The 22114-nt window shown below is 70.2% G+C and carries 17 protein-coding genes and 6 pseudogenes; 8 read left to right on the top strand and 15 right to left on the bottom strand.

The genetic code is table 11. The annotated features are described in order from the left end of the window. Window positions 1-156: 156 nt before the first annotated feature. The gene (locus ASF76_RS03665; protein ID WP_055953019.1) at window positions 157-345 is read right to left on the bottom strand and encodes a DUF2273 domain-containing protein; all 189 of its coding nucleotides are present in this window, start codon (window positions 343-345) and stop codon (window positions 157-159) included. Then, window positions 342-818 (bottom strand): Asp23/Gls24 family envelope stress response protein, encoded by a 477-nt coding sequence (locus ASF76_RS03660; RefSeq protein WP_055953016.1) that lies wholly within the window; start codon window positions 816-818, stop codon window positions 342-344. Before ASF76_RS03660 ends, ASF76_RS03665 begins: the two co-directional genes overlap by 4 nt. A gap of 300 nt (window positions 819-1118) precedes the next feature. Here ASF76_RS03660 and fdhD point away from each other — a divergent pair, with 300 nt between their 5' ends. From fdhD to ASF76_RS03645, 3 genes are all read left to right on the top strand, one after another. Then, window positions 1119-1997 (top strand): formate dehydrogenase accessory sulfurtransferase FdhD, encoded by an 879-nt coding sequence (gene fdhD / locus ASF76_RS03655; RefSeq protein ID WP_055953014.1) that lies wholly within the window; start codon window positions 1119-1121, stop codon window positions 1995-1997. Between the two features lie 61 nt (window positions 1998-2058). Then, window positions 2059-4380: an FdhF/YdeP family oxidoreductase gene (locus ASF76_RS03650; protein ID WP_055953010.1), complete on the top strand. Its 2322-nt coding sequence runs from the start codon at window positions 2059-2061 to the stop codon at window positions 4378-4380. Window positions 4381-4611: 231 nt separating this feature from the next. Continuing rightward, window positions 4612-5889, top strand: a complete 1278-nt coding sequence (locus tag ASF76_RS03645) for an ATP-binding protein (protein WP_055953007.1) — start codon at window positions 4612-4614, stop codon at window positions 5887-5889. Window positions 5890-5996: 107 nt separating this feature from the next. Here ASF76_RS03645 and ASF76_RS03640 read toward each other — a convergent pair whose 3' ends face one another. Both ASF76_RS03640 and ASF76_RS03635 read right to left on the bottom strand, forming a co-directional pair. Continuing rightward, window positions 5997-7223 (bottom strand): FAD-dependent oxidoreductase, encoded by a 1227-nt coding sequence (locus ASF76_RS03640; RefSeq protein ID WP_055953005.1) that lies wholly within the window; start codon window positions 7221-7223, stop codon window positions 5997-5999. Between the two features lie 176 nt (window positions 7224-7399). After that, window positions 7400-8401, bottom strand: coding sequence for a glycerate kinase family protein (locus ASF76_RS03635; RefSeq protein ID WP_055953002.1), 1002 nt, complete (start codon window positions 8399-8401; stop codon window positions 7400-7402). 298 nt (window positions 8402-8699) lie between these two features. Here ASF76_RS03635 and purL point away from each other — a divergent pair, with 298 nt between their 5' ends. Both purL and ASF76_RS17290 read left to right on the top strand, forming a co-directional pair. After that, complete coding sequence (gene purL, locus ASF76_RS03630) at window positions 8700-11072, top strand: phosphoribosylformylglycinamidine synthase subunit PurL (protein ID WP_055952998.1); 2373 nt, start codon at window positions 8700-8702, stop codon at window positions 11070-11072. Window positions 11073-11171: 99 nt separating this feature from the next. Beyond that, the gene (locus ASF76_RS17290; RefSeq protein WP_164481587.1) at window positions 11172-11309 is read left to right on the top strand and encodes a hypothetical protein; all 138 of its coding nucleotides are present in this window, start codon (window positions 11172-11174) and stop codon (window positions 11307-11309) included. Window positions 11310-11423: 114 nt separating this feature from the next. On the opposite strand, the gene ASF76_RS03625 is transcribed toward ASF76_RS17290, so the two are convergent. Beyond that, complete coding sequence (locus ASF76_RS03625) at window positions 11424-11744, bottom strand: YciI family protein (protein WP_156459117.1); 321 nt, start codon at window positions 11742-11744, stop codon at window positions 11424-11426. Between the two features lie 180 nt (window positions 11745-11924). Here ASF76_RS03625 and ASF76_RS03620 point away from each other — a divergent pair, with 180 nt between their 5' ends. Beyond that, window positions 11925-12971 carry a hypothetical protein gene (locus ASF76_RS03620; protein WP_055952991.1) on the top strand — a complete coding sequence of 349 codons (1047 nt, stop codon included), beginning with the start codon at window positions 11925-11927 and terminating at the stop codon, window positions 12969-12971. Between the two features lie 33 nt (window positions 12972-13004). Beyond that, window positions 13005-13739, top strand: a complete 735-nt coding sequence (locus tag ASF76_RS03615; protein WP_055952988.1) for a hypothetical protein — start codon at window positions 13005-13007, stop codon at window positions 13737-13739. 133 nt (window positions 13740-13872) lie between these two features. On the opposite strand, the gene ASF76_RS03610 is transcribed toward ASF76_RS03615, so the two are convergent. Continuing rightward, window positions 13873-14133: a DUF3253 domain-containing protein gene (locus ASF76_RS03610; protein WP_055952985.1), complete on the bottom strand. Its 261-nt coding sequence runs from the start codon at window positions 14131-14133 to the stop codon at window positions 13873-13875. A 47-nt stretch (window positions 14134-14180) separates the two neighbouring features. Between ASF76_RS03610 and ASF76_RS03605 the strand changes: the two genes are divergently transcribed. Next, on the top strand, window positions 14181-14951 hold the full coding sequence (locus ASF76_RS03605; RefSeq protein ID WP_055952983.1) for a YqjF family protein: 771 nt from the start codon (window positions 14181-14183) through the stop codon (window positions 14949-14951). A 94-nt stretch (window positions 14952-15045) separates the two neighbouring features. Here ASF76_RS03605 and ASF76_RS03600 read toward each other — a convergent pair whose 3' ends face one another. From ASF76_RS03600 to ASF76_RS16985, 9 genes and pseudogenes are all read right to left on the bottom strand, one after another. Further along, entirely contained in the window at window positions 15046-15951 is a 906-nt protein-coding gene (locus tag ASF76_RS03600) for a glycine betaine ABC transporter substrate-binding protein (protein WP_055952980.1), read from the bottom strand. A 156-nt stretch (window positions 15952-16107) separates the two neighbouring features. Beyond that, on the bottom strand, window positions 16108-17112 hold the full coding sequence (locus tag ASF76_RS03595) for an ABC transporter permease (protein ID WP_055952977.1): 1005 nt from the start codon (window positions 17110-17112) through the stop codon (window positions 16108-16110). Next, window positions 17112-18561, bottom strand: a pseudogene (locus ASF76_RS03590) (betaine/proline/choline family ABC transporter ATP-binding protein). Before ASF76_RS03590 ends, ASF76_RS03595 begins: the two are co-directional and overlap by 1 nt. Window positions 18562-19095: 534 nt before the next feature. After that, a complete protein-coding gene (locus tag ASF76_RS16600; protein ID WP_082484821.1) occupies window positions 19096-20115 on the bottom strand; it encodes a LacI family DNA-binding transcriptional regulator in 1020 nt (339 codons plus the stop codon). 23 nt (window positions 20116-20138) lie between these two features. Then, a pseudogene (locus ASF76_RS17410) lies at window positions 20139-20326 on the bottom strand (L-arabinose isomerase); the annotation flags it as partial. Window position 20327: 1 nt separating this feature from the next. After that, window positions 20328-20852: pseudogene (locus tag ASF76_RS03580) on the bottom strand (L-arabinose isomerase family protein); the annotation flags it as partial. A gap of 26 nt (window positions 20853-20878) precedes the next feature. Then, window positions 20879-21394, bottom strand: a pseudogene (locus ASF76_RS03575) (L-arabinose isomerase family protein); the annotation flags it as partial. Continuing rightward, window positions 21391-21763: pseudogene (locus ASF76_RS17405) on the bottom strand (L-arabinose isomerase family protein); the annotation flags it as partial. The pseudogenes ASF76_RS03575 and ASF76_RS17405, both read right to left, overlap by 4 nt. Before the next feature lies 1 nt (window position 21764). Beyond that, window positions 21765-22114: pseudogene (locus ASF76_RS16985) on the bottom strand (L-arabinose isomerase family protein); the annotation flags it as partial.

Below are 22114 nucleotides of genomic sequence, written 5' to 3'. Positions count from 1 at the left end.
CGACGTGGACGTTCTTGGCATCCACACCGATCACATCGGCAGCAGCCCGTTCGGCTGTCTTCTGCAGCACGCGGTCCGCGATGTGCACGCGACCGGCGGGGAGGCCGGGGCCGGCAACCGTGCGGTTGCCGACCCCGGGAGAAGCGGTGACGGTGGTCACGATGTGCTCCGACCCTTGAAGGCATTGACGATGTTGCCGAAGTCGAGCTCACCCGCCGTGATGCGGGCGACGACCACGCCGATCGCCATGAAGAGGGCGACGAGGACGAATCCCCAGAAACCGAAGATCAGGGCGCTGAGGGCCAGGACCAGACCGGCGAGGGCACCCTTGGTGGAGGCGCTCACTGGACGCGCTTTTCATTGCTGTCGTCGTCGTTGTTGTCGTCGCCCGGGATGTGGACGTCGTTGACGTCGACGTTGACCTCGACGACCTCGAGGCCCACGAGACGGTTGATGGCTCCGGCGACGCGGCCGCGCACCTGGTCGGCGACTTCCTGGATGGGCGCGCCGTACTCCACCACGATGGTGATGTCGGCGGCGGCCTGGGTCTCGCCGACCTCGACCTTGACGCCCTGCGTCAGGTCGGTGGCGTTGATCGCGTCGCGGATCGCACCGAGGGCACGGGCCCCACCGCCACCCAGCGCGTACACACCGGCGACCTCGCGGGCCGCGATACCGGCGACCTTCGCGACGACGCCCTCGGCGATCGTGGTCTTGCCCTCGGCGTGGGCGTCCTGACCGCGGCCGTTCAGCGGGCGGTTCACACGCGACACCGCCTGGGGGACGTTCTGGGCGGCGGGGGTGGTGTTCTCAGCCATGTCGATGCCTTTCAGAGTTCGTGACCCGGATGCTCCGGGGTAGGTGTTTCGACCTACATGACTAAGACGTACCGCGTGAGGTGAACGTCACGTCGGACTTGAAAAAACTTCCGAGATCTGTATTCGGGCGAATAGGGATGCGATATCGCACCCGCGACCGGAGGTGATCCCGGGAGCGGAGGATGCCGCAGGGCCGGGCTGTCCTCCCGTCGCCGGATCACCTCCGGCCGCGTCCCGGTGTCGGAGGCCCGGCGTACGCTTCCCCCATGTCCCTCTTCCCTCCCTGCGGGCGCGACTGACATGGGACGACTCACCACGTCTCGTCGCGTCACGCGCATCACCCTCGACGGTGTGAACCGTCAGCGACCGGATGCCATCGCGGTCGAAGAACCGCTCGAGATCCGCGTCGCGGGCTCCCCCCTGGCCGTGACCATGCGCACGCCGGGCCACGACGTCGAGCTCGCCGCGGGCTTCCTCGTGTCCGAGGGCGTCCTCAGCCGGGGCGACCAATTCGCCCGCGCGATCCACTGCGGGGGACCCGGCACCGGCGGCGCCGACGGCAACACCTACAACGTGCTCGACCTCACGCTGGCGCCGGGTGTCGCACTTCCCTCGCCCGACATCGCACGCTCCTTCTACACGACGAGCTCGTGCGGGGTGTGCGGCACGGCATCCATCGAGGCGGTCGAGAAGGTGTCGACCTACGACGTGTCGACCGACCCGGTCACGGTGTCGGCGCACGACGTGGCGGCCTTCCCCGACCGCCTACGGGAGCAGCAGAAGACGTTCGACAAGACCGGTGGACTGCACGGCGCGGCCCTCTTCGACGTGGCGACCGGGGAGCTGCTCGTCGCCCGCGAGGACGTGGGGCGGCACAACGCCGTCGACAAGGTGGTCGGCTGGGCGCTGCTGAACGACCGACTCCCCCTGCGGGGAACGGTGCTGCAGGTCTCGGGCCGCGTGAGCTTCGAACTCGTGCAGAAGGCCGTGATGGCCGGCATCCCGATGCTGTCAGCCGTCTCGGCCCCCTCGTCCCTTGCGATCGAGCTCGCGGAACGCGCGGGTCTCACCCTCGCGGCGTTCGTGCGCGGGTCGAGCATGAACCTGTACACGCGGGCGGATCGCATCCAGGCGCCCTCCACAACCCCCGCGGCGAAAGATGTCGCGAGCGTACGCTGACCAACGCGCGCGCGGTCTGAGGGATGCCATCGATGCGGCGCACGATCCACGGAGGGTGAACATGGGTGAAGCGTTCGGGCTGACGACCGAGGAACCGCGCCAGGGAGGCCTCGGCCCGCGGGTCACGGGCGAGTGGTCGAGCACCGGCGCCTACGAGCACCCCGCCGCCGGGTGGGGCGCCGCGATGACGGTCGGCAAGGTGCTGCTCGAACAGCGCCAACCCGTCGCCGGCACCAAGGCGATGTTCACGATGAACCACCCGAAGAGCGGGTTCGACTGCCCCGGATGCGCGTGGCCCGACGACAAGGGCGTCACCCTCGACATCTGCGAGAACGGCATCAAGCACGTCACGTGGGAGATGACGCACAAGCGGGTCGGCAAGGAGTTCTTCGCCGAGCACTCGGTGACGGAGCTGTCGCAGTGGAGCGACTTCGAGCTCGAGGACGCCGGGCGCCTCGTCGGTCCGATGGCGTACGACGCCGAGACCGACCACTACGTGCCGATCTCGTGGAACGACGCCTTCCACATGATCGCGCGCCATCTGACGGCGCTCGATTCGCCCGATCAGGCGGCGTTCTACACCTCCGGTCGCCTCAGCAACGAGGCGTCGTTCCTGTACCAGCTGTTCGCCCGCGAGCTCGGGACGAACAACCTCCCCGACTGCTCGAACATGTGCCACGAGGGCTCGGGCCGTGGGCTCACGGCATCCCTCGCCACGGGCAAGGGCACCGCCGACCTCGAGGACTGGGAGTCGTGCGACGCGCTGTTCGTGCTCGGCGTGAACGCGGCCTCGAACGCCCCGCGCATGCTCACCAGCCTCGCCGAGGCCATCGATCGCGGCGCGCAGGTCGTGCACGTCAATCCGCTGAGGGAGGTCGCGGGCACGCGCACGATCGTGCCGCACGAGATCCTCGACATGGCGACGTTCCACAGCACCCCGACCAGCACGATGAACCTGCAGGTGCGCCCGGGCGGCGACCTCGCACTCGTGCGCGGCATGGCGAAGGTCGTCTTCGAGGCGTCGGACACCGATCCGACCGCCCTCGACCGGGCCTTCCTCGACGAGTACACGACGGGGCTCGACGAGTACCGCACCCTGGTCGAGGCCACCCCGTGGCCGAAGCTGGTCGAGCAGGCCGGTCTGACCGAGGCCGAGATCCGCGGAGCCGCCGCCGTGTACCTCGCATCCGAGCGGTGCGTCATCAGTTGGTGCCTCGGTGTCAGCCAGCACCAGCACGGTGTCGACACCGTGCGCGAGATCGTCAATCTGCTGTTGCTGCGCGGCAACGTGGGGCGCAAGGGCACCGGTCCCTCGCCCGTCCGCGGCCACAGCAACGTGCAGGGCAACCGCACGTGCGGCATCAACCACAAGCCCACCGAGAAGTGGCTCGCGAAGCTCGACGAGGTCTGCGGCATCACCTCTCCCCGCGAGCCCGGGCTCGATACCGTGCACACGGTGGCGGCGCTGCACCGCGGCGACCTCAAGGTCTTCCTCGGCATGGGCGGCAACTTCGTGCGCGCCGCTCCCGACACCACGCTGACCGCCGAGGGCATGGGCCGCTGCGAGCTCACCGCGCACGTCAGCACCAAGCTGAACCGCAGCCACCTCACCCACGGAAAAGACGCGCTGATCCTCCCGTGCCTGGGGCGCACCGAACGCGATGTGCAAGAAGCGGGGCCGCAGTCGATCTCGACCGAGGACGCGATGAGTTCGGTCATGCTCTCGCTCGGCTCGCGACGCCCGGCATCGCCCCACCTGCTCAGCGAACCCGAGATCATCGCCCGCCTCGCCCGCGCGACGATGCCCGAGTCCGCGACGCCGTGGGAGTGGTACGTCGGCGACTACGACCGCATCCGCGACACCATGTCGAAGGTCCTGCCCGGTTTCGAGGGCTTCAACGAGCTCGTGCGCCAGCACTACGGCTTCCGCGTCCCCCAGCCCGCCCGCGATCGCGACTTCCAGACGCCGTCGGGCAGAGCGGAGTTCTCGGATGCCGAGCTGCCGAACGTCATCCCCGAAGAGGCCGACGTGCTGGTGCTGCAGACCATGCGCTCGCACGACCAGTGGAACACCACGATCTACTCGGCCGACGACCGCTACCGGGGTGTGCGCAACATCCGCGAGCTGGTGTTCATGAACCGGGGCGACATGAAGGAGCGCGGGATCGCCGAGGGCGATCTGGTCGACATCGTCGCCACCTCGCGCGACGGCTCCGTCCGCAGCGTCACTGCGTTCCGCGCCCTGCAGTACGACACTCCGCGCGGCAGTGCCGCCGGCTACTTCCCCGAGATGAACGTGCTGCTCGGCCCCGACGACTACAGCCGCCAGAGCGACCAGCCGCTGATGAAGGACATCCGGGTGCGCATCGCGAAGACCGCCTGACCCGCCGCGGTCGAGTCGGCACTCGACGCCGCCGCGTCGCCGTACTGGCCCGGGACGGCGGGGGGACGCTACGGTGATCCCGAGCAGAGGTCCGCGATGCGCGCACCCCGCCATCGCGGCCTCGGCGTCCGTTGTCGACGAGCACCCCGATCGATGCCGGCGCGCTCGGCACCCGGACCGTCACGGCCGATCCCGGAGAGTCGAGCACCGACCGATCGAAGGGACACGAACATGGCCGCTTGGCGTATCCGCGACTACCACGACGACGACGTCGATGACATCCTCCGCCTCTGGGAGGCGGTCACCGCCGATGGCACCGAGCCGGTGTACAGCCTCTCCGAGGTCCTCGCCTCCTGCGCGAAAGACGTCGCCGTCGTCGCGGTGTCGGGCGAGCGGGTGGTGGGGGCGGCCGTCGGCCGCGCCGCGCACGCCCAGGGCTGGGTGGTGTTCCTCGCCACGGCCGACCACCTGCGTGCGAGCGAGCTGGGCGCGGCCCTGCTCGGTGCCCTCGAGGTGCGCATGGCGCCGCACGGCATCAGCAAGCTCTCGGCCCTCGTTCCCACGGGAGACACCCCCGTCGACGCTCTTCTCTCGCAGGGCTTCACCCCCCAGCACGATCTGCGCTACTTCGAACGTCACATCCCGGTGCAGCGCGAGGAGTTGAAACTTCTCGCCGAGCTCGGTGGCCGTGTGCTCCCGCGGGGCCTGTGGGATGCCGTGGGAGGGATGACCGCCGAGAAAGACCTGCTCGAGCGCCGCGTCGTCATGCCCCTGGCCCACACCGAGCTCGCGGACCGCTTCGGGGTGGTGCCACCACGCGCCATCGTGCTGTTCGGCCCGCCCGGAACCGGCAAGACGACGTTCGCGAAGGCGATCGCGTCACGTCTGGAATGGTCGTTCGTCGAGGTGTTCCCCTCGCGTCTCGCGGGTGCGCCCGAGGGCTTGGCCGGGGCCTTGCGGTCCACCTTCGCCTCGATCGCCGAGCTCGAGCACGCCGTCGTCTTCATCGACGAGGTGGAGGAGATCGCCTCGCATCGACAGGGCGAGCCTCCGTCGCCGACGCAGGGCGTCACCAACGAGCTGCTGAAGATCATCCCGGCCTTCCGGGAACAGCCCGGCCGCATCCTCATCTGCGCGACCAACTTCATCCGCTCTCTGGATGCCGCGTTCCTGCGTCACGGCCGGTTCGACTACGTCATCCCCATCGGTCTGCCCGACGAGCAGGCGCGGACGGCGATCTGGCAGCGCTACGTGCCCGAGAGCGCGGTCGACATCGACATCGCCGACCTCGTGGCGATGAGCGAGGGCTTCTCCCCCGCTGACGTCGAGTTCGCGGCCCGGCAGGCCTCGCAGTCGGCCCTGGAGTCGGCGGTGGATGCCGGTGCGCCCGACCCCGCGGGGCCGTTCATGTCCGACTACACCGCTGCGATCGCGCGGACTCGCGCGACGGTGTCGCCGGAGGCGGTGGCGGAGTTCCTGGAAGACATCACCACCGTGGGGAGGGTGTGAGCCCGCCTCGCCCCTGACGCGCGCGATTCTCGGATCCCTCGACGGGGGATCTCCGAGGATCGTGCGCATCCCGAGGATCCGATCCGACCCGGCCCGATGAGCCTCGCTCAGCGTCGCGCCCACGTCGGCGCACGCTCGGGCCGCGGACCGATCCCGATGAGGTACGCGGGGACGACGCTCAGCGCCGGGACGACGCGGAACAGGATGCCGACGGCCCGCGGCACCACGACGGCCTTCCGGCCCGAGATGACCGGTGCGATCACACGGGCGTGCATCACGCGCTGCAGGGTCTGGATCACGATCGTGGGCATCATTCGGCGCCGTTGCACCCACCCGAGCCGGCGACCCGACAGCGTTCCGCGCGACAGGGGCCCCGCGAGTACGCGCGCCGCGGCCACGGCATCCTGAACCGCGAGGTTGATGCCCACCCCTCCGACGGGCGACATCGCGTGGGCGGCATCGCCGATGCAGAGCACGCCGTTCGCGTGCCAGCGTCGCAGGCGGTCGACGCGCACGTCGAGGTGCCTCACGTCGTCGAGCGAGGCGATCGAGCCGACGTCGTCGGCGAGGTCGGGCAGCAACTCGGCCACCGCCGCCCGGAACGCATCGATCCCCCGAGCCCGGAGTGCGGCATCCGTTCCCTTCCGGCCGATCCACGCGACCTGCACGTATCCCCTGCGGGGGATGGCGATTCCGATGCGGCCGCGGCGGATGCGGGGGAGGAGAGCTTCGGCGAGGCGTCGGCCGGTGGTCACGCGGAACCACCACACGTCGAAGGGCACGGCGAACGGCGTGGAGGGGAGTTCGAGCGCACGTCGCACGACCGACCAGCGTCCGTCGCACGCGACCGTCAGGTCGGCGCGCAGTTCTCCGTCGCCGTCGGGCCCGCGGAAGGTCACCCCGCGCACCGCCCCATCGCCCCGAAGCACACCGGTCACCTCGTGCTCGTGCAACAGCGTGAACGACGGCTCGGCCGCGGCGGACTGGGCGAGCAGGTCGAGGAGGTCCCACTGCGGCACCATCGCGATGTACGGATGCGGGGTGCGCAGGCGCCCCAGATCGGCCACCGCCACCTCGCCGCCGCCCGCCTGCGGCAGACGGAACTGCCGCACCTTCGACTGCGGCAGCGCCTCGAACCGGTCGAACAGGCCCAGGTCGTCGAGAAGGCGCAGCGTCGAGGGATGCACCGTGTCTCCGCGGAAATCCCGCAGGAAGTCGCGGTGCTTCTCGAGGACGGTGACCCGGATGCCACCGCGCGCGAGCAGCAGACCGAGGACGAGACCGGCGGGACCCCCGCCGACGATCACGCAGGTGGTGCGGGACTGAGCGGTCATGTCCGTCCTTCCGACGCGGGCCATTCTGCTCCCCCGTCGTGACGCTCACCAGAGCGCGTATCCGCCGTGCACGACCGCGGGCCGTTGGCGCGCCGTGCTGCGAGGGTCGCCGCGCGGCGGTGTCTCGCCGCCGGCACCGACCGTCGTGCTGCTCGGATCCTGGTGTGCGGTCGGCGTCAGGTCGGGAAGTCGGCGAGAGCCGCCTCCGTGGCGATCCGGAGAGCATCCGCCGGGTGACCGAGGGCGCGATGGATGCCGACGACGTCGGCGACCGCTATGACGCCCGGGCCGCGCGCCTCGTCGGAGACGACCCCCGCGGCGACCAGCGCCGGCACACCGTGGGATGCGGCGAGCGCGAGCACATGCCCCGGTCCCTTCCCCGCCCGACTCGTGACGTCGAACGCCCCCTCCCCGGTGAGCACGAGATCGGCCGCGGCGACGGCGGCGTCAAGGCCCAGGACGGCAGCGACATGCGCTGCTCCGTCCACGAGCTCCGCCCCCGCTGCGAACAACGCCCCGGACAGGCCCCCCGCCGCTCCGGTGCGCGAAACCCCTCGCACGTCCGCGCCGAAGCGCGCGAGCCAGTCCGCGGCATCCGCGTGGAGTCGGGCGGTGAGCCGGTCGACCAGCGCCGCATCGGCCCCTTTCTGCGGGGCGAACACCCGGGCCGCGTCTTCGAACGCCACAATCGTGTCCGTCAGCGCGACGACCCGCCCCGACGCGAACGGCACGCCGTCGCCCAACGCCTCGATCGCGCCGCGGCCGCCGTCGGTCATGGCCGAGCCGCCCATGCCGACCACGATCCGCGCGGCTCCGGCGTCGACAGCGAGCGCGACGAGTTCGCCGACGCCGCGGCTCGTGGCGCCCCACGGATCGTTGCCCTCCGCTCCTCCGGCGAGCACGAGACCGGATGCCGCGGCCGACTCGATCACGGCGAGCCCGCCGTCGAGGCGCCATCGGGCGTCGACCGGACGACCGAGCGGACCGGTCACGGTGTCGCAGCGATTCGCTCCCCCGAGCGCGTCGAGCGTCCCGTCGCCGCCATCGGCCATGGGGATCACCACGACCACCGCATCGGGCCACCTCTCGCGGACGGCCCGGGCCATGGCATCCGCCGCTTCGCGCGCCGTCAATGTGCCCTTGAACTTGTCGGGGGCGATGACGACGCGAGGGGGCATCCCCGCACACTGCCCGCATACCAGCGTGACGGCAAGCCGTTCTTCGCGAGGGAGGCCGCCTCAGCCCGGATGCCGCCCCCGAAACGGAGTCGGACCCGCGCGACGGAGCCAGCCGTCGCCGTAACGGCATCCGATTCCCACGGCCGAGTCCGCTCCCCGTGACGGCAGCACCCGGGCGCACCGCCGCTCGCGTTCCTCGCCGGGCAGGTGGGCGGCGCCCCCGTCATCTCCGGCGACGCCCGCCCACCCAACTAGACTGACTCCCGTCCGGCCCCTGCGATTCTTGGAGCTCAGCCGCGTGACCACCCCGAACCCCTCCGACGCCCGTACGGCCCTCGCCGACACCGTCGAAAACGCCATCGCGACGCCCGAGAAGGAGCAGCCGTACGGCGCCCTCGGCCTCAAGTCCGACGAGTACGCCAAGATCCGCGAGATCCTCGGCCGACGCCCCACCAGCGGCGAGCTCGCGATGTACTCGGTCATGTGGAGCGAGCACTGCTCCTACAAGTCGAGCAAGATCTACCTGCGCCAGTTCGGCCAGAAGGTCAGCGACGAGATGAAGACCCGCCTCATGGTGGGCATGGGTCAGAACGCCGGCGTCGTCGATGTGGGCGACGGCTGGGCCGTCACCTTCAAGGTCGAGTCGCACAACCACCCCAGCTACATCGAGCCCTTCCAGGGTGCCGCCACCGGCGTCGGCGGCATCGTCCGCGACATCATCTCGATGGGCGCGCGCCCGGTCGCGGTCATGGACCAGCTGCGCTTCGGCGCGATCGACCATCCCGACACTCCACGGGTGGTCCACGGGGTCACCAGCGGTATCTCGTTCTACGGCAACTGCCTGGGCCTTCCGAACATCGGTGGCGAGACGGTGTTCGACGCCGTCTACCAGGGCAACCCGCTGGTCAACGCCCTCGCAGTCGGCGTCATGCGGCACGAAGACATCAAGCTCGCCAACGCCACCGGCGTGGGCAACAAGGTCGTGCTGTTCGGCGCCCGCACGGGTGGCGACGGCATCGGCGGTGCCTCGATCCTCGCCTCCGACACCTTCGCCGACGGCGGACCCACCAAGCGTCCCGCGGTGCAGGTGGGCGACCCCTTCGCCGAGAAGGTGCTCATCGAGTGCTGCCTCGAGCTCTACCGCGACGACCTGGTCGAGGCCATCCAAGACCTCGGAGCCGCGGGCATCTCGTGCGCCACGAGCGAGCTCGCCGCCAACGGCGACAGCGGCATGAAGGTCGAACTCTCGAAGGTGCTGCTGCGCGACCCCTCGCTCACGCCCGAAGAGATCCTCATGTCGGAGTCGCAGGAGCGCATGATGGCGATCGTCGCGCCCGAGAAGCTCGACGCGTTCCTCGCGGTCGTCGGCAAGTGGGACGTCGAGACGAGCGTGCTCGGCGAGGTCACCGGCGACGGTCGCCTCGTCATCGACTGGTACGGCGAGCGCATCGTCGACGTCGACCCCTCGACCGTCGCGGTCGACGGGCCCGTGTACGAGCGCCCGGTCGCCTACCCGACCTGGATCGACGCGCTGAACGCCGACTCCGCCGCGAAGCTGCCCCGCGCCACCGACAACGACGTGCTGCGCGAGCAGTTCACGACCCTTGTCGCGAGCCCCAACCTCGCCGACACCTCGTGGATCACCAACCAGTACGACTACTACGTGCTCGGCAACACGGCCCTGAGCTTCCCCGACGACGCCGGCATGATCCGCGTCGATGAAGAGACCGGTCTCGGCTTCGCGATCGCGACCGACTGCAACGGCCGCTACAACCAGCTCGACCCCTACAACGGCGCGAAGCTCGCTCTGGCCGAGGCCTACCGCAACGTCGCCGTCACGGGAGCCGTGCCCACGGCGGTCACCGACTGCCTCAACTTCGGCAGCCCCGAGAACCCCGAGGTCATGTGGCAGTTCAGCCAGGCCGTCGAGGGTCTGAGCGATGGATGCCTCGAACTCGGCATCCCGGTCACGGGCGGCAACGTCTCGTTCTACAACCAGACCGGTGACCAGCCGATCCACCCGACCCCCGTCGTGGGCGTCCTGGGCATCATCGACGACGTCGCCTCGCGCATCCCCAGCGGCTGGCAGGATGCCGGCGAGAACCTCTACCTGCTCGGCACCACCGCCGACGAGCTCGACGGTTCGCAGTGGGCCGGCACCATCCACGACCACCTCGGCGGTCGTCCCCCGAAGGTCGACCTCGCTCAGGAGCGCAAGCTCGCCGAGCTGCTGCAGGCCGCCGGGTCCCAGTCGCTCGTCTCGAGCGCGCACGACCTGTCGTCGGGCGGTCTCGCGCAGACCCTCGCCGAGGGCGTCATGCGCTTCGCCGTGGGCGCACGCGTGTGGCTGACCGAGCTCATGGAGCGCGACGGCGTGGATGCCACGGCCGCCCTGTTCAGCGAGTCGACCGGCCGTGTGCTGGTCAGCGTGCCCCGCGAAGAAGACGTGAAGTTCCGGGGCCTCTGCGACGGCCGCGGCTACCCGGTGCTGCGCATCGGCGTCACCGACATCGAGCCGGGTACCGAGGCGTCGCTCGAGATCCAGGACGTGTTCACGGTGAGCGTTTCGGAGCTGCACCGCCTCTCGAACGACACGCTTCCCGCGGTGTTCGGCCCGACGATCGCAGAGCCCCGCATCTCCGGCTCCGCCGCCACGGAGTCGGTGGCCTGACGCCCCTCTGCGCGGCCCTTTCCGAACCGAACGACGAGGGCCGCGCCGGGCACCGCACCGCCCTACACCCCGCCCCGCCCCGCCGAGAGGAGACGCGCGATGACCGACGAAGACGACGACATGACCGTGTTCAGCGACAAGCGTCAGAAGCGCGTCAAGATCACCGCGTGGGTTGTGATCGGCGCACTGGTGCTCACGGGCGGCGGCGCGACGGTCATCTCCCTGATCCTCGGCTGACGCTCCGCACCCCCGCGTGAGGGGTCACCTTGTGTCGCCCGACGAGCGCCTCGGCGACAGAAGATGACCCCTTCACGCGTTCTCGAGCGGGGCCCGCAGGTCGTCGACCGGAGGTCAGTACTCCACGATCGGGCGCACCTCGACGGTGCCGTACAGCGGCGCGCGGCGGGCGTAGTCGGCGGCCGCGTCGAGATCGGCGACATCGAGCAGGTAGTAGCCCGACAGGGCGGGTGACGGCTGGGGCTCGGCATCCGGATGCCGCGAGATCGAGGTCACCACCGCGCGGGCGTGCTCCACCTCGGCGAACTGCCCCGTGTCGCTCAGGACGCCGTCGGTGCGCAACGACTCCTCGTACCGCATCCAGGCGGCGTAATCCTCTTCGGCGTCACCACCCTCGTAGCTCCCGTCGGACCACATCACGAGCATGACCTTCATGTCGACCTCCTTCATCGCGTCGCGCCCACTCAAGCAGTCGGTCGCGACATCGGGAAGAGCCCCGTGAATCGAGCTCCGAGACGTCGGCGCGGTGTCAACGGTGTCGCGTGCCACGCCGTCGCCTGCGGGTTCCGGCCTGACGCCCAGCGTCGTGTCGGTGGGCAGACGTAGCATGGGGGCGTGGAACCGCTTCTGGCCCTGTTGGCCGACTGGTGGTGGATCGGCCCCGCCGCGGCCGGTGCGGGCACCGTCGGCTGGGTCGGCGTGCGCCGCTCGCGGCAGCGCGCCCTCCCCGCGGGCACCACGACCACCACGGATCGCGCCGCGCGGGGGTGGGCCTCGCGGCCGCTCAGCAAGGGCGCCGCACGTCGCCTCGAGCTCGACGCCGCCCAGCTCGATCTTCAGATGGCGCGCAACGCCGTCACCCGCGGCCGCGCCGACGTCAAGGTCGCCGACGCCGAGGTGGTGCGCGCGCAGGCGGAGCGGGCGGCATCCCGTGTGTCGAACGACGTGGTCACGGCCGCCCGTGCACGACTGGTCGATGCGCAGCGCGACCTCCGTGCCGCGTCCGCCGAGGTGCGGGCGCGACGAGCCGGCGTCAAAGCGGCCAAGGCGATGCTCCCCGCGATCCGTTCCGGCAGCGCGCCGTTGCCCGTCGTGCGGGTGCTCGCCGAGCACGACGCGATCCTGACGCGGTGGATGGCGTACGAGACCGACACCGCTCTCGCGATCGACTACCCCGTCATGACCGACCCGCGCTCCCCCCTGCTGGCCGAGTTTCTGCGCGCGCACGAGCGCGCCCAGTGGCTGCGTCCGGCGACGCCCCAGACGCGCCTCGAGCCCGCCGATTTCCTCGCCTATCGCGACGCCGTCCGTCGCGCCGGCCACGCGTTCGACCGGGCAGAGCAATCGGCGCGCCGCGGTGGCGAGCAGCCCCGCGTCGAGGGCACCGATGCGTGGAGCAGGGTGGCATCCGACCTCGCCGAGACGGCCCAGCGCGCCCTGGCGCACTCGATGGAGTCGATGGGCCGCGCGGCGGCGCGCACCTGGAACGAGCGCGGCGCGAAGCGTCCGCAGAAGAGGGTCCCCGACGCCGACGGCCCCGACTCCCGCAGAGGTGCCGGCGCCGCACAGCCCGACGCCGGCAGCGGCGAAGGCACTCCGCCCCGCGGCGGCCCTTTCTGGCCTCCTCCCGCGCGGGATCGTCCGAGACCGCCCGCTTCCTGAGAGAGCGAGAGCCCGGCGGCGTAGCATGGCGCCGTGAACGAGTTCTGGACCTTCGCCGGGCACTACTGGTGGCTCGCGTTCCCGATCTTCGGGATGACGATGGGAGCCATCAACGCGCGCGTGAAGCATCGTGAGGTCACCGCACGACGTCGCCACCGCGAGCAGCTGGAGTTGTTGAAGGCCCAGGGAGCGGTCTCCGCGACCACACCGGCGGCGGTGGCCCCGTCGGCTGGCGAACTCGGCGGCGTGCAAGGGCGCGTGGTCGCCGCGCAGGACGAGGTCACGCACCGCTGGCTCGAGTACGAGCTCGATGCGACGAAGCTCATCACCTACCCCGCGATGAGCGACGGGCGCCAGCCGCTGACGGCCGCGTTCCTGCGCGCGAAGAAAGCGGCCGACAAGCTGCGCCCCGACGAGGGCGAGACCCTCTCGCCGGAGCGCCTGAAAGAGTATCGCGACGCCGTCACCGACTACGAGGTCGCCTTCGACGTGGCCGAGCGCGACGCCCGACGCGTGAAAGACGCCGCCTTCACGGCCGACGAACGCAAGCGTCTCGACACCGCGAAGCAGCTGCTCATCGTCGCGACCGATCAGGCCGCGACCCCGAACGAGCGCCAGCTGGCCTACCGCCGCGTCCGCGAGGAGCTCGACGGGCTCATCCTGCTTTCGGACGAGGCGGTCGACGTGCTCGAGAAGAAAGTCGCCCTGGAGCTCCCCCGCGAACGCACCGCACCACCGTCCGAGACCGCGCCGGGCTCCGCCGCCTGAGCGCACCCGCGGCACGCGCCGCAGAATCGGACGAGCGCGACAGAACCGGATGCCGCGGCCTCCGGCATCCGAATCCGCTGCCGTCGACCGATTCCCCTGCGCTCGACCGCCCCGTCAGCGCCGCGCCGGCACCTCAGCGCGCCCGCCGGATACGCACCGGCCCGCGCGCCGTCGCCACGTCGACCACCTCGCCCTTCTGGGTCACCTCGACCTCGCCGAGGCCCACCAGTTCATGTGCGGCGTCGCGCGCCGGCTGCATCAGGTCGCGCCAGTCGTCGCCGCCGACCGCACGGGCGGCCTCGGAGGGACAGATCGTCCTGTCGGCGTCGCGGGCGGCGAGCAGTTCTCGGATGGATGCCACGAGCCGCGGGTCTGCACCAGATGACGGGGCCATCTGTCCAGTGTCCCTCCGTGACGCGGCGCCGGGGCCAGAATGACCCGGTGATCACCGAGCGCCATGCACCCGACCTGCCCGGCCGCGCCGTCATCGCGCAGCGCTGGAACCGCGCCGTGTTCGTGCACTGGCGCGTCGATCCGGCCGAGGTCGCGCCGCTCCTACCCCCGGGAACGCGTCCCGACGTGCACGACGGCTCGGCGTGGGTCGGGCTCGTGCCGTTCGTGCTGAGCGAGTTCCGCTTCCTGCCGTTCCCGCCGGTACCGCTGCTGGGCACGTTCACCGAGATCAACGTCCGCACCTACGCGGTCGACGACGCGGGTCGCCGCGGGGTGGTCTTCCAGACGCTCGAGGCCGAGCATCTCGCCCCGGTGCTCGCCGCCCGCGCGCTGTTCAGCCTCCCCTACCGTTGGGCGCGGGCGGGCGTGCGCACCGATGGCCGCCGCATCGAGTACCGGTCCCGGCGCCACGGGGGTCGGCATCCGGGTACCCGTCTCCGGGCGACGCTCGGCACCGAGACGGTCGACACCGACCTGTCGCGCTTCCTCACCGCGCGCTGGGGGTTCCACGAGCGTCACCTCGGGCGCACGATCTGGGCGGCGAACGCGCACGAGCCGTGGCCGCTCGTCACGGCCGAGCTCGACGACCTCGACGACGACCTAGTCGCCGACTCGGGCTTCCCGCAGCTCACCGGCCGCGCCCCCGACTCGGTGCTGGCGATGCCGGCGGATCACCCCGGCTTCGTGACGCGGTTCACCGCGGCGCGCGCGGTCGGGGAGATCCGCGACGGTCCGGTCGATGCGATGACCGCAGGATGACGGTTTCCTCGCAGACCTCTGGCAGCAGGCTGCGTGGAAGCGGAACGACGACGGCCCCCTCCGAACCGGAGAGGGCCGCCTCATTCGACGAACGTCAGTCGAGCTGCGTCGAGAACGCCGCGGGGTGCTGTTCGAGCCAGGCGTCCACCGCCTCGGCTTCGCGGCCCGCGCCGTACTCGTTGACCACGAGGTCTTCGAGCGCGCCGTACTGCTCGTCATCGAGCTGGATGCCGGCGATGAGCTCGGCGGCATCCGGGTACTGCTCGGCGAAGCCGGAGGTGCCGAGGAAGTGCAGGGCCTCGGGGTCGCCCATCAAGCCCTGGGGGTCCTCGAGGTCCTTCACGTCGTACGCGTCGTTGGCCCAGAACGGACGCCACAGGGTGACCGCGATGTCCTTCTGCGCCGCGATGGCGTTGTCGAGCTCGGTCAGCATCGCCGCGGTCGACGAGGTGACGAGCTCGAGATCGCCGTCGAGGTCGTAGCCCGGGAGCATCGTCTCCTGCGTCTGCTTCGTCAGGCCCGCACCCGGCTCGATGCCGTAGATGCGGCCGTCGAAGCGCGCGGCGTTCGCCTTCAGCTCCTCGATCGAGTCGATGTCGACGTAGCTGGGCACCGCGATCGTGAGCTTGGCATTGTCGTAGTACGCGCCGAGGTCGTCGATCTTGTCGCCGTAGCGGTCCATGTACGACTTGTGCGTCAGCTCGGGCCACGCCGAGGGGTAGATGTCGACGTCGCCCTGGGCCAGGCCCGTGTACAACGGGCCCGCCTCGGTGAGGGTCTGCATCTCGACGGTGTAGCCGAGCTTTTCGAGCTGGTCTTCGAGCAGGTAGGCGGTGCTGAGACCGTCGGTCCACGAGGGGAGGAACCCGAGGGTGATCGTGCCCCGGTCGCCGCCTCCGCCCGAGCCGCCTTCGGCCTGGTTGCCGCTGGCGCAGCCCGCGAGGGCGAGGGCGCCGACGGCGCCGAGCGCCAGAGCCGAGGTGAGGTGTCGCTTGTTCATCGCTGTGTTCTCTTCCTTTTCGTATGTCGTTCCGTGGTCGCCCCCTCGTCCTGGCGCGTGAGGGGTCATGTTCTGTCGCCCGGGCGTCCCCGCGGCGACACTTTCCGACCCCTCACGCGTGCGGGCGAGGGGAGGGGGATTTCCGGATGCCGGGGCTCAGCGCCCCGACGCCACCGGTGCGCGACGCGGTGAGGCCTGCTCGCGCTCGGCCTGGCTCGCGGCATCCGCTGACCCGGTGTCGGCGTGCGGTGCCGATGTCGCCCCCGCGGAGGCGACCTCGGCCCGACGTGCGGCGCGGCGCCGGGCGATGACGCCCAGCAGCGAGCCCGTGTTGTCGGCGCGATCGCCGAGGGCGGCGGTGAGACGGTCGAGGTACACCGCGAGCACGACGACGCTCAGGCCCGCCTCGACGCCCTTGGGCAGGTTGACGGTGGAGATCGACTCCACGACCTCCTTGCCGAGGCCGTCGGCGCCGACGATGCCGGCCACCACGGCCATCGACAGCGCGAGCATGATCACCTGGTTGACGCCCGCCATGATCGTGGGCATCGCGAGGGGCAGCTGGATGCCACGGAGGATCTGCCCGGGCGTCGCGCCGAACGCGTGGCCGGCCTCGACCGTTTCGGAGTCGACGCCGCGGATGCCGAGCTCGGTCAGCCGCACTCCCGGGGGCAGCGCGAAGATGACGGTCGAGACGACACCGGGCACGACGCCGATGCTGAAGAACGTGATCGCGGGGATCAGGTAGACGAAGGCGGGCATCGTCTGCATGAAGTCGAGGATCGGCTTCAGCACCGCGCGCACGGTGGGGTTTCGCGCCGACCAGATGCCGAGCGGAACCGAGATCGCCACGGCGACGACGGTGGCGACGAGCACGAGCGCGAGCGTCTGCATCGCCGTGACCCACTGGCCCATCGCGAGGATGAGCGCGAAGCCGATCACGGTGCCGAGCGCGAGCTTCCACGAGCGCAGGAGCCACGCCAGGGCGGCCGCGACGACGATGACCACGATGATGGGCGCCGCGAGCAGCACGTCGCTGAGCCCGCCGACGAGGAAACGCACGACGACGGCGACGAGGTCGAGCAGGCCCGAGAGATTGTCGCGGACCCAGTCCACACCGGCATCCACCCAGGATCCGACGGGGATGCGGAAACCATCCATCAGCGCACCCCCTCGATCTCGGATGCCGCGGCTCCGACCGCGGTGCTCCTCGAGCCGACGGCTGACGCGGGCACGGTGTCACCGGCATCCGGGTCGATACCCGGGGCGTCGAGCACCGCGTCGATCTCGGCGGAGGGAAGGGGCTCGGGCAGCACGGTGAGCTCCTCGGTCGAGGTGGGGCCGGGACCGAGAGCCGCGAGAAGCGTCACGCGCGGGATGACGCCCGCGAGACGGCCGTCGGCGTCGAGGACGGCGAGGGGAAGCGGCGACTCGACCGACGGCACGAAGAGGTTCATCAGAACGTCGTCGTCGCGCACGCTCTGCGGCAGGGGCTTCAGCGTGCCGAGCAGCGAACTCTCTCCCGCGCGCACCAGCTTCATGGCATCCCGGTCGGTGATGATGCCGAGGGGCTTGCGGTCGCGATCGGTGACGTAGACCGCCGACATGTAGGCGTCGCGCATCTGCCGGAGCGCCGTGCGCGGGCCCGCCGAGGCGTCGACGCGTGGACGCGGACGCTCCATGACATTGCCGGCGGTGAGCACACGGGCGCGGTCGACGTCCTGCACGAACTGCTCGACGTAGTCGTTCGCGGGGTCGGTGAGGATGTCTTCGGGGGTGCCGATCTGCACGATACGTCCGTCGCGCATGACGGCGATCCGGTCGCCGAGGAACATGGCCTCGTTGAGGTCGTGGGTGATGAAGACGATGGTCTTCTTCAGCGTCCGCTGGAGCTCGAGAAGCTGCTCCTGCATCTCGCGACGGATCAGGGGATCGAGGGCGCTGAACGCCTCGTCCATGAGCAGGATGTCGGTGTCGGCGGCGAGCGCGCGGGCGATGCCGACGCGCTGCTGCATGCCGCCCGAGAGCGCCGAGGGGAGCTTGTCGCCCCAGCCCTCGAGGCCGACGAGCGCCAGGATCTCGTTCGCCTTGACGAGGCGTTCGGTCTTGCCGACCCCGCGGAGCTCGAGGGGGTAGGCGACGTTCGCGGCCACCGTGCGGTGGGGCAGCAGCGCGAAGTGCTGGAAGACCATCGCGAGGCGGTCTCGGCGGAGCGAGCGCAGGCGCGCGGAGCCGACGCCGGTGAGGGCGTCGCCCTGCACCTCGACGGTTCCCGCGGTGGCCTCGTGGAGGCCGTTCAGCATGCGGATGATCGTCGACTTGCCGGAGCCGGAGAGGCCCATGATGACGAAGATCTCGCCGGGCTCGACCTCGAAGCTCGCGTCGACGACGGCGGCGGTCCCGTCGTCGGCGATGTCTTCGCGGCGGGCGCCGGAGCGCAGCTTGTCGACGGCGGCCTGGGGGTGCGCGACCGAAGACCTTGAACAGGTTCTTCGCCGCGAGGGCGGGTGTGGTGGACACCGGCGACGCCGGGTCGGGCGTCGCGGAGGCGGGAGTGGGGGACGCTGACCTCGGAGAGGCGGGCGTCTGCAGGGCAGGCGGAGGGGTCATCGTGTGCACCTCGGCGGCCTTCGGGTGGCCGCAGCGGTCACGCCCGGGTGGCAGCCGTCTGCGCTCCCCGGGGGGTGGAGCGCACCCGCGCCGGACATCGGATCCGGCGCTCAGGCCGCCGACCGTACGCTCGCCGTGTCGACTCCTCGAGTCGTCACCGGCGACCGCGGACTGGTCGGGTGGGCGGCCCGGAAACGGGCCTGCACAAACGTTTCATGCTGATGGAATGGCTGGCAAATCGCCGCTCATCTTGCGATCCCGGATGCCGTGTGGCACGCGCGCGCATGTCGGACTACGCCTCGGCGGCGGCGTCCCGGGCGTCGTTCGCGTGGCAGCCCGGGCGTGTCGCGGGACGCTCCTCGAGGGCGCACGCGGCCCGCAGTACTCCAGCCCGATCTCCCTCCTCGAGCGCCACCGTCGGCGCGGCCGACCCGGTCCGCAGATAATCCGAGTTGGATCGCGCCGCTCTGATTGTCACATCGTCTGATGGCGGTCAAACTGCAACGACGACTGACGTGAGACCCGCATCTCATTTCAAGTGAAACGCCCAGTTGATCCTCGCTCGATCAACGTGGCCGGGATGGCGTCCGCCCACCGTTCATCCCCGTAGCTTTCGATAACGCCGATAATATTGGCCACAATGTTTTCTCCGAGCGAGGCGAGATCCTGACGCACTGTGGTGAGCGACGGTAAATAGTGCGCAGCGCCGGGCATGTCGTCGAAGCCAACGACGCTCACGTCGACCGGTACTCGTTGGCCACGGGACGCCAAGCCGTGTATGAGGCCGAGCGCCATCTGATCATTGGCGGCGAAGACCGCCGTACAGTCACCCATCAGGCGGCTATCGGAACCGAGCCTGTAGCCACTGTCCGAGGACCAATCTCCCTCGACCTGTCTCGCGTCCCCGCCCGCTTCTTCCATGACGTGGCGCCAAGCTTCTTGTCGTGCTGCACCGACTGAACTGTCCAGGGGGCCGGAGAGATGGAGGATTTTGCGGTGTCCGAGGGCCAATAGGTGGCGTGTAGCGTCCGCGGCACCTTGCGCCTGATCGATGTCGATGCTGATCACCCCCGGCAAGGGGGTACCCCCCACGACGACGATCGGAATCCCTAGGTCGAGTCCAGCCATTGCGGTTGCCGTCGACTTTCGCGGTCCGATCACGCAGATGCCATCCACCCCTTGACGCATGAGCTCGGCCGTTCCCGCTTTAACGATCTGGTCCGTGCCGTCATCGTGGGAGAACGAAATGACCGCGTAGCCTTGCGCTCGAGATGCTCTCTCAAGAGCGATGAGAGTGCCGTTCGGCCCCCACTGAGAGGTGGTGTTGATGACCGCTCCCAAACGCATGGTGCGGTTAGTTGCTAGAGACCGGGCAGCCGAGCTGGGGTGATACTCGAGAGCGGTGATAGCAGCGAGAACGCGAGCGCGCGTCGTATCGCGAATATGTGGCGCATCGTTTATGACCCGGGATACCGTCATCTGCGACACCCCCGCCGCGGCGGCTACGTCGTAAATACTTGGTCGGCTGCGCGGCATTGCTGACTTGGCCGCCATGAGATGCTTCCCCTCCCAGATGCTTACAGGCCCTGGGCCAGGCGGTAGTACGCCTGGTTCCAGCGCAGCTCGCTCTGGAAACCGCGGACCGTGGTGTCGTCGTCGATGACGAYGAGCTCGGTCTTGGCGATCTCGGCGAAGTCGCGGAACACCTCGATGCCCACGGCCGTCGTCATGACGGTGTGGTGAGCGGCTCCGGCGGCGAGCCAGCNGAGCTCGGTCTTGGCGATCTCGGCGAAGTCGCGGAACACCTCGATGCCCACGGCCGTCGTCATGACGGTGTGGTGAGCGGCTCCGGCGGCGAGCCAGCAGGCGGCCGAGGTCGCGAAGTCGGGGGCGGGCTTCCACACGGCGCGGCCCACGGGCAGCTTCGGCAGGTCGGGCGCATCGACGTTCTCGACGACGTTCGCGGTGAGGCGGAAACGGTCGCGCATGTCGCTCATCGCGACGACCAGCGCGGGGCCGGGGTCGGCGGTGAAGACCAGGCGCACCGGGTCGTCCTTGCCGCCGATACCCAGCGCGTGGATCTCCAGGCGCGGCTTCTGCGAGCTCAACGAGGGCGAGACCTCGAGCATGTGCGCGCCGAGGATGCGCTCGGCACCGGGGACGAGGTCGTACGTGTAGTCCTCCATCAGCGAGGCGCCGCCGGGCAGGCCCGCGCCCATCACATTGGCGACGCGCACGAGGATCGCGGTCTTCCAGTCGCCCTCGGCGCCGAAGCCGTAGCCCTCGGCCATGTCGTGATCCGATCCGACTTCGGTAGGTCGTCCTTGCCGCCGATACCCAGCGCGTGGATCTCCAGGCGCGGCTTCTGCGAGCTCAACGAGGGCGAGACCTCGAGCATGTGCGCGCCGAGGATGCGCTCGGCACCGGGCACGAGGTCGTACGTGTAGTCCTCCATCAGCGAGGCGCCGCCGGGCAGGCCCGCGCCCATCACATTGGCGACGCGCACGAGGATCGCGGTCTTCCAGTCGCCCTCGGCGCCGAAGCCGTAGCCCTCGGCCATSAGGCGCTGCACGGCGAGGCCGGGGAGCTGCTTGAGCGCACCGAGGTCTTCGAACGAGGTGGTGAAGGCGCCGAAGCCGCCCTCTTCCAAGAAGGAGCGCAGACCCAGCTCGATCGCCGCGCCATCGCGCAGCGACTGGTGGCGGGCGCCGCCCGGGAGCAGCTCGGATGCCACGTCGTAGCTGTCGACGTACTCCTGCACGAGCGCGTCGATCTCGGCATCCGACGCGCTTTCGACGGCCTCGACGAGTTCGTTGACGCCCCAGGTGTTGAGGCGCCGCCGGGCAGGCCCGCGCCCATCACATTGGCGACGCGCACGAGGATCGCGGTCTTCCAGTCGCCCTCGGCGCCGAAGCCGTAGCCCTCGGCCATGAGGCGCTGCACGGCGAGGCCGGGGAGCTGCTTGAGCGCACCGAGGTCTTCGAACGAGGTGGTGAAGGCGCCGAAGCCGCCCTCCTCGAGGAACGAACGCAGGCCCACCTCGATCGCGGCGCCATCACGCAGCGACTGGTGACGCGCGGCGCCGGGGAGAAGCTCTTCGGCGACGTCGTAGCTGTCGACGTACTCCTGCACGAGCGCGTCGATCTCGGCATCCGACGCGCTTTCGACGGCCTCGACGAGTTCGTTGACGCCCCAGGTGTTGNACGTCGTAGCTGTCGACGTACTCCTGCACGAGCGCGTCGATCTCGGCATCCGACGCGCTTTCGACGGCCTCGACGAGTTCGTTGACGCCCCAGGTGTTGACCTGCACGCCGAAGCGCAGCTCGGCCTCGGTCTTGTCACCCTCGGTGACGGCGACGAAGCGCATGTTGTCACCGAAGCGGGCGAGCTTGAGGGTGCGCGACGCGGTCCAGCCGGCGGCGGCGCGCTCCCAATCTTCGATCTGCTGGCGGACGGCCGGGTTCGACACGTGGCCGACGACCGTCTTGCGCGCGACTCCCAGACGCGTCTGGATGTACCCGAACTCGCGGTCGCCGTGAGCGGCCTGGTTCAG

This window comes from Microbacterium sp. Leaf151, from assembly GCF_001424225.1.
Taxonomy (GTDB): Bacteria; Actinomycetota; Actinomycetes; order Actinomycetales; family Microbacteriaceae; genus Microbacterium.
Note: the sequence above shows the minus strand (reverse complement) of the source record. Positions and strands in the feature narration are given on the sequence as shown.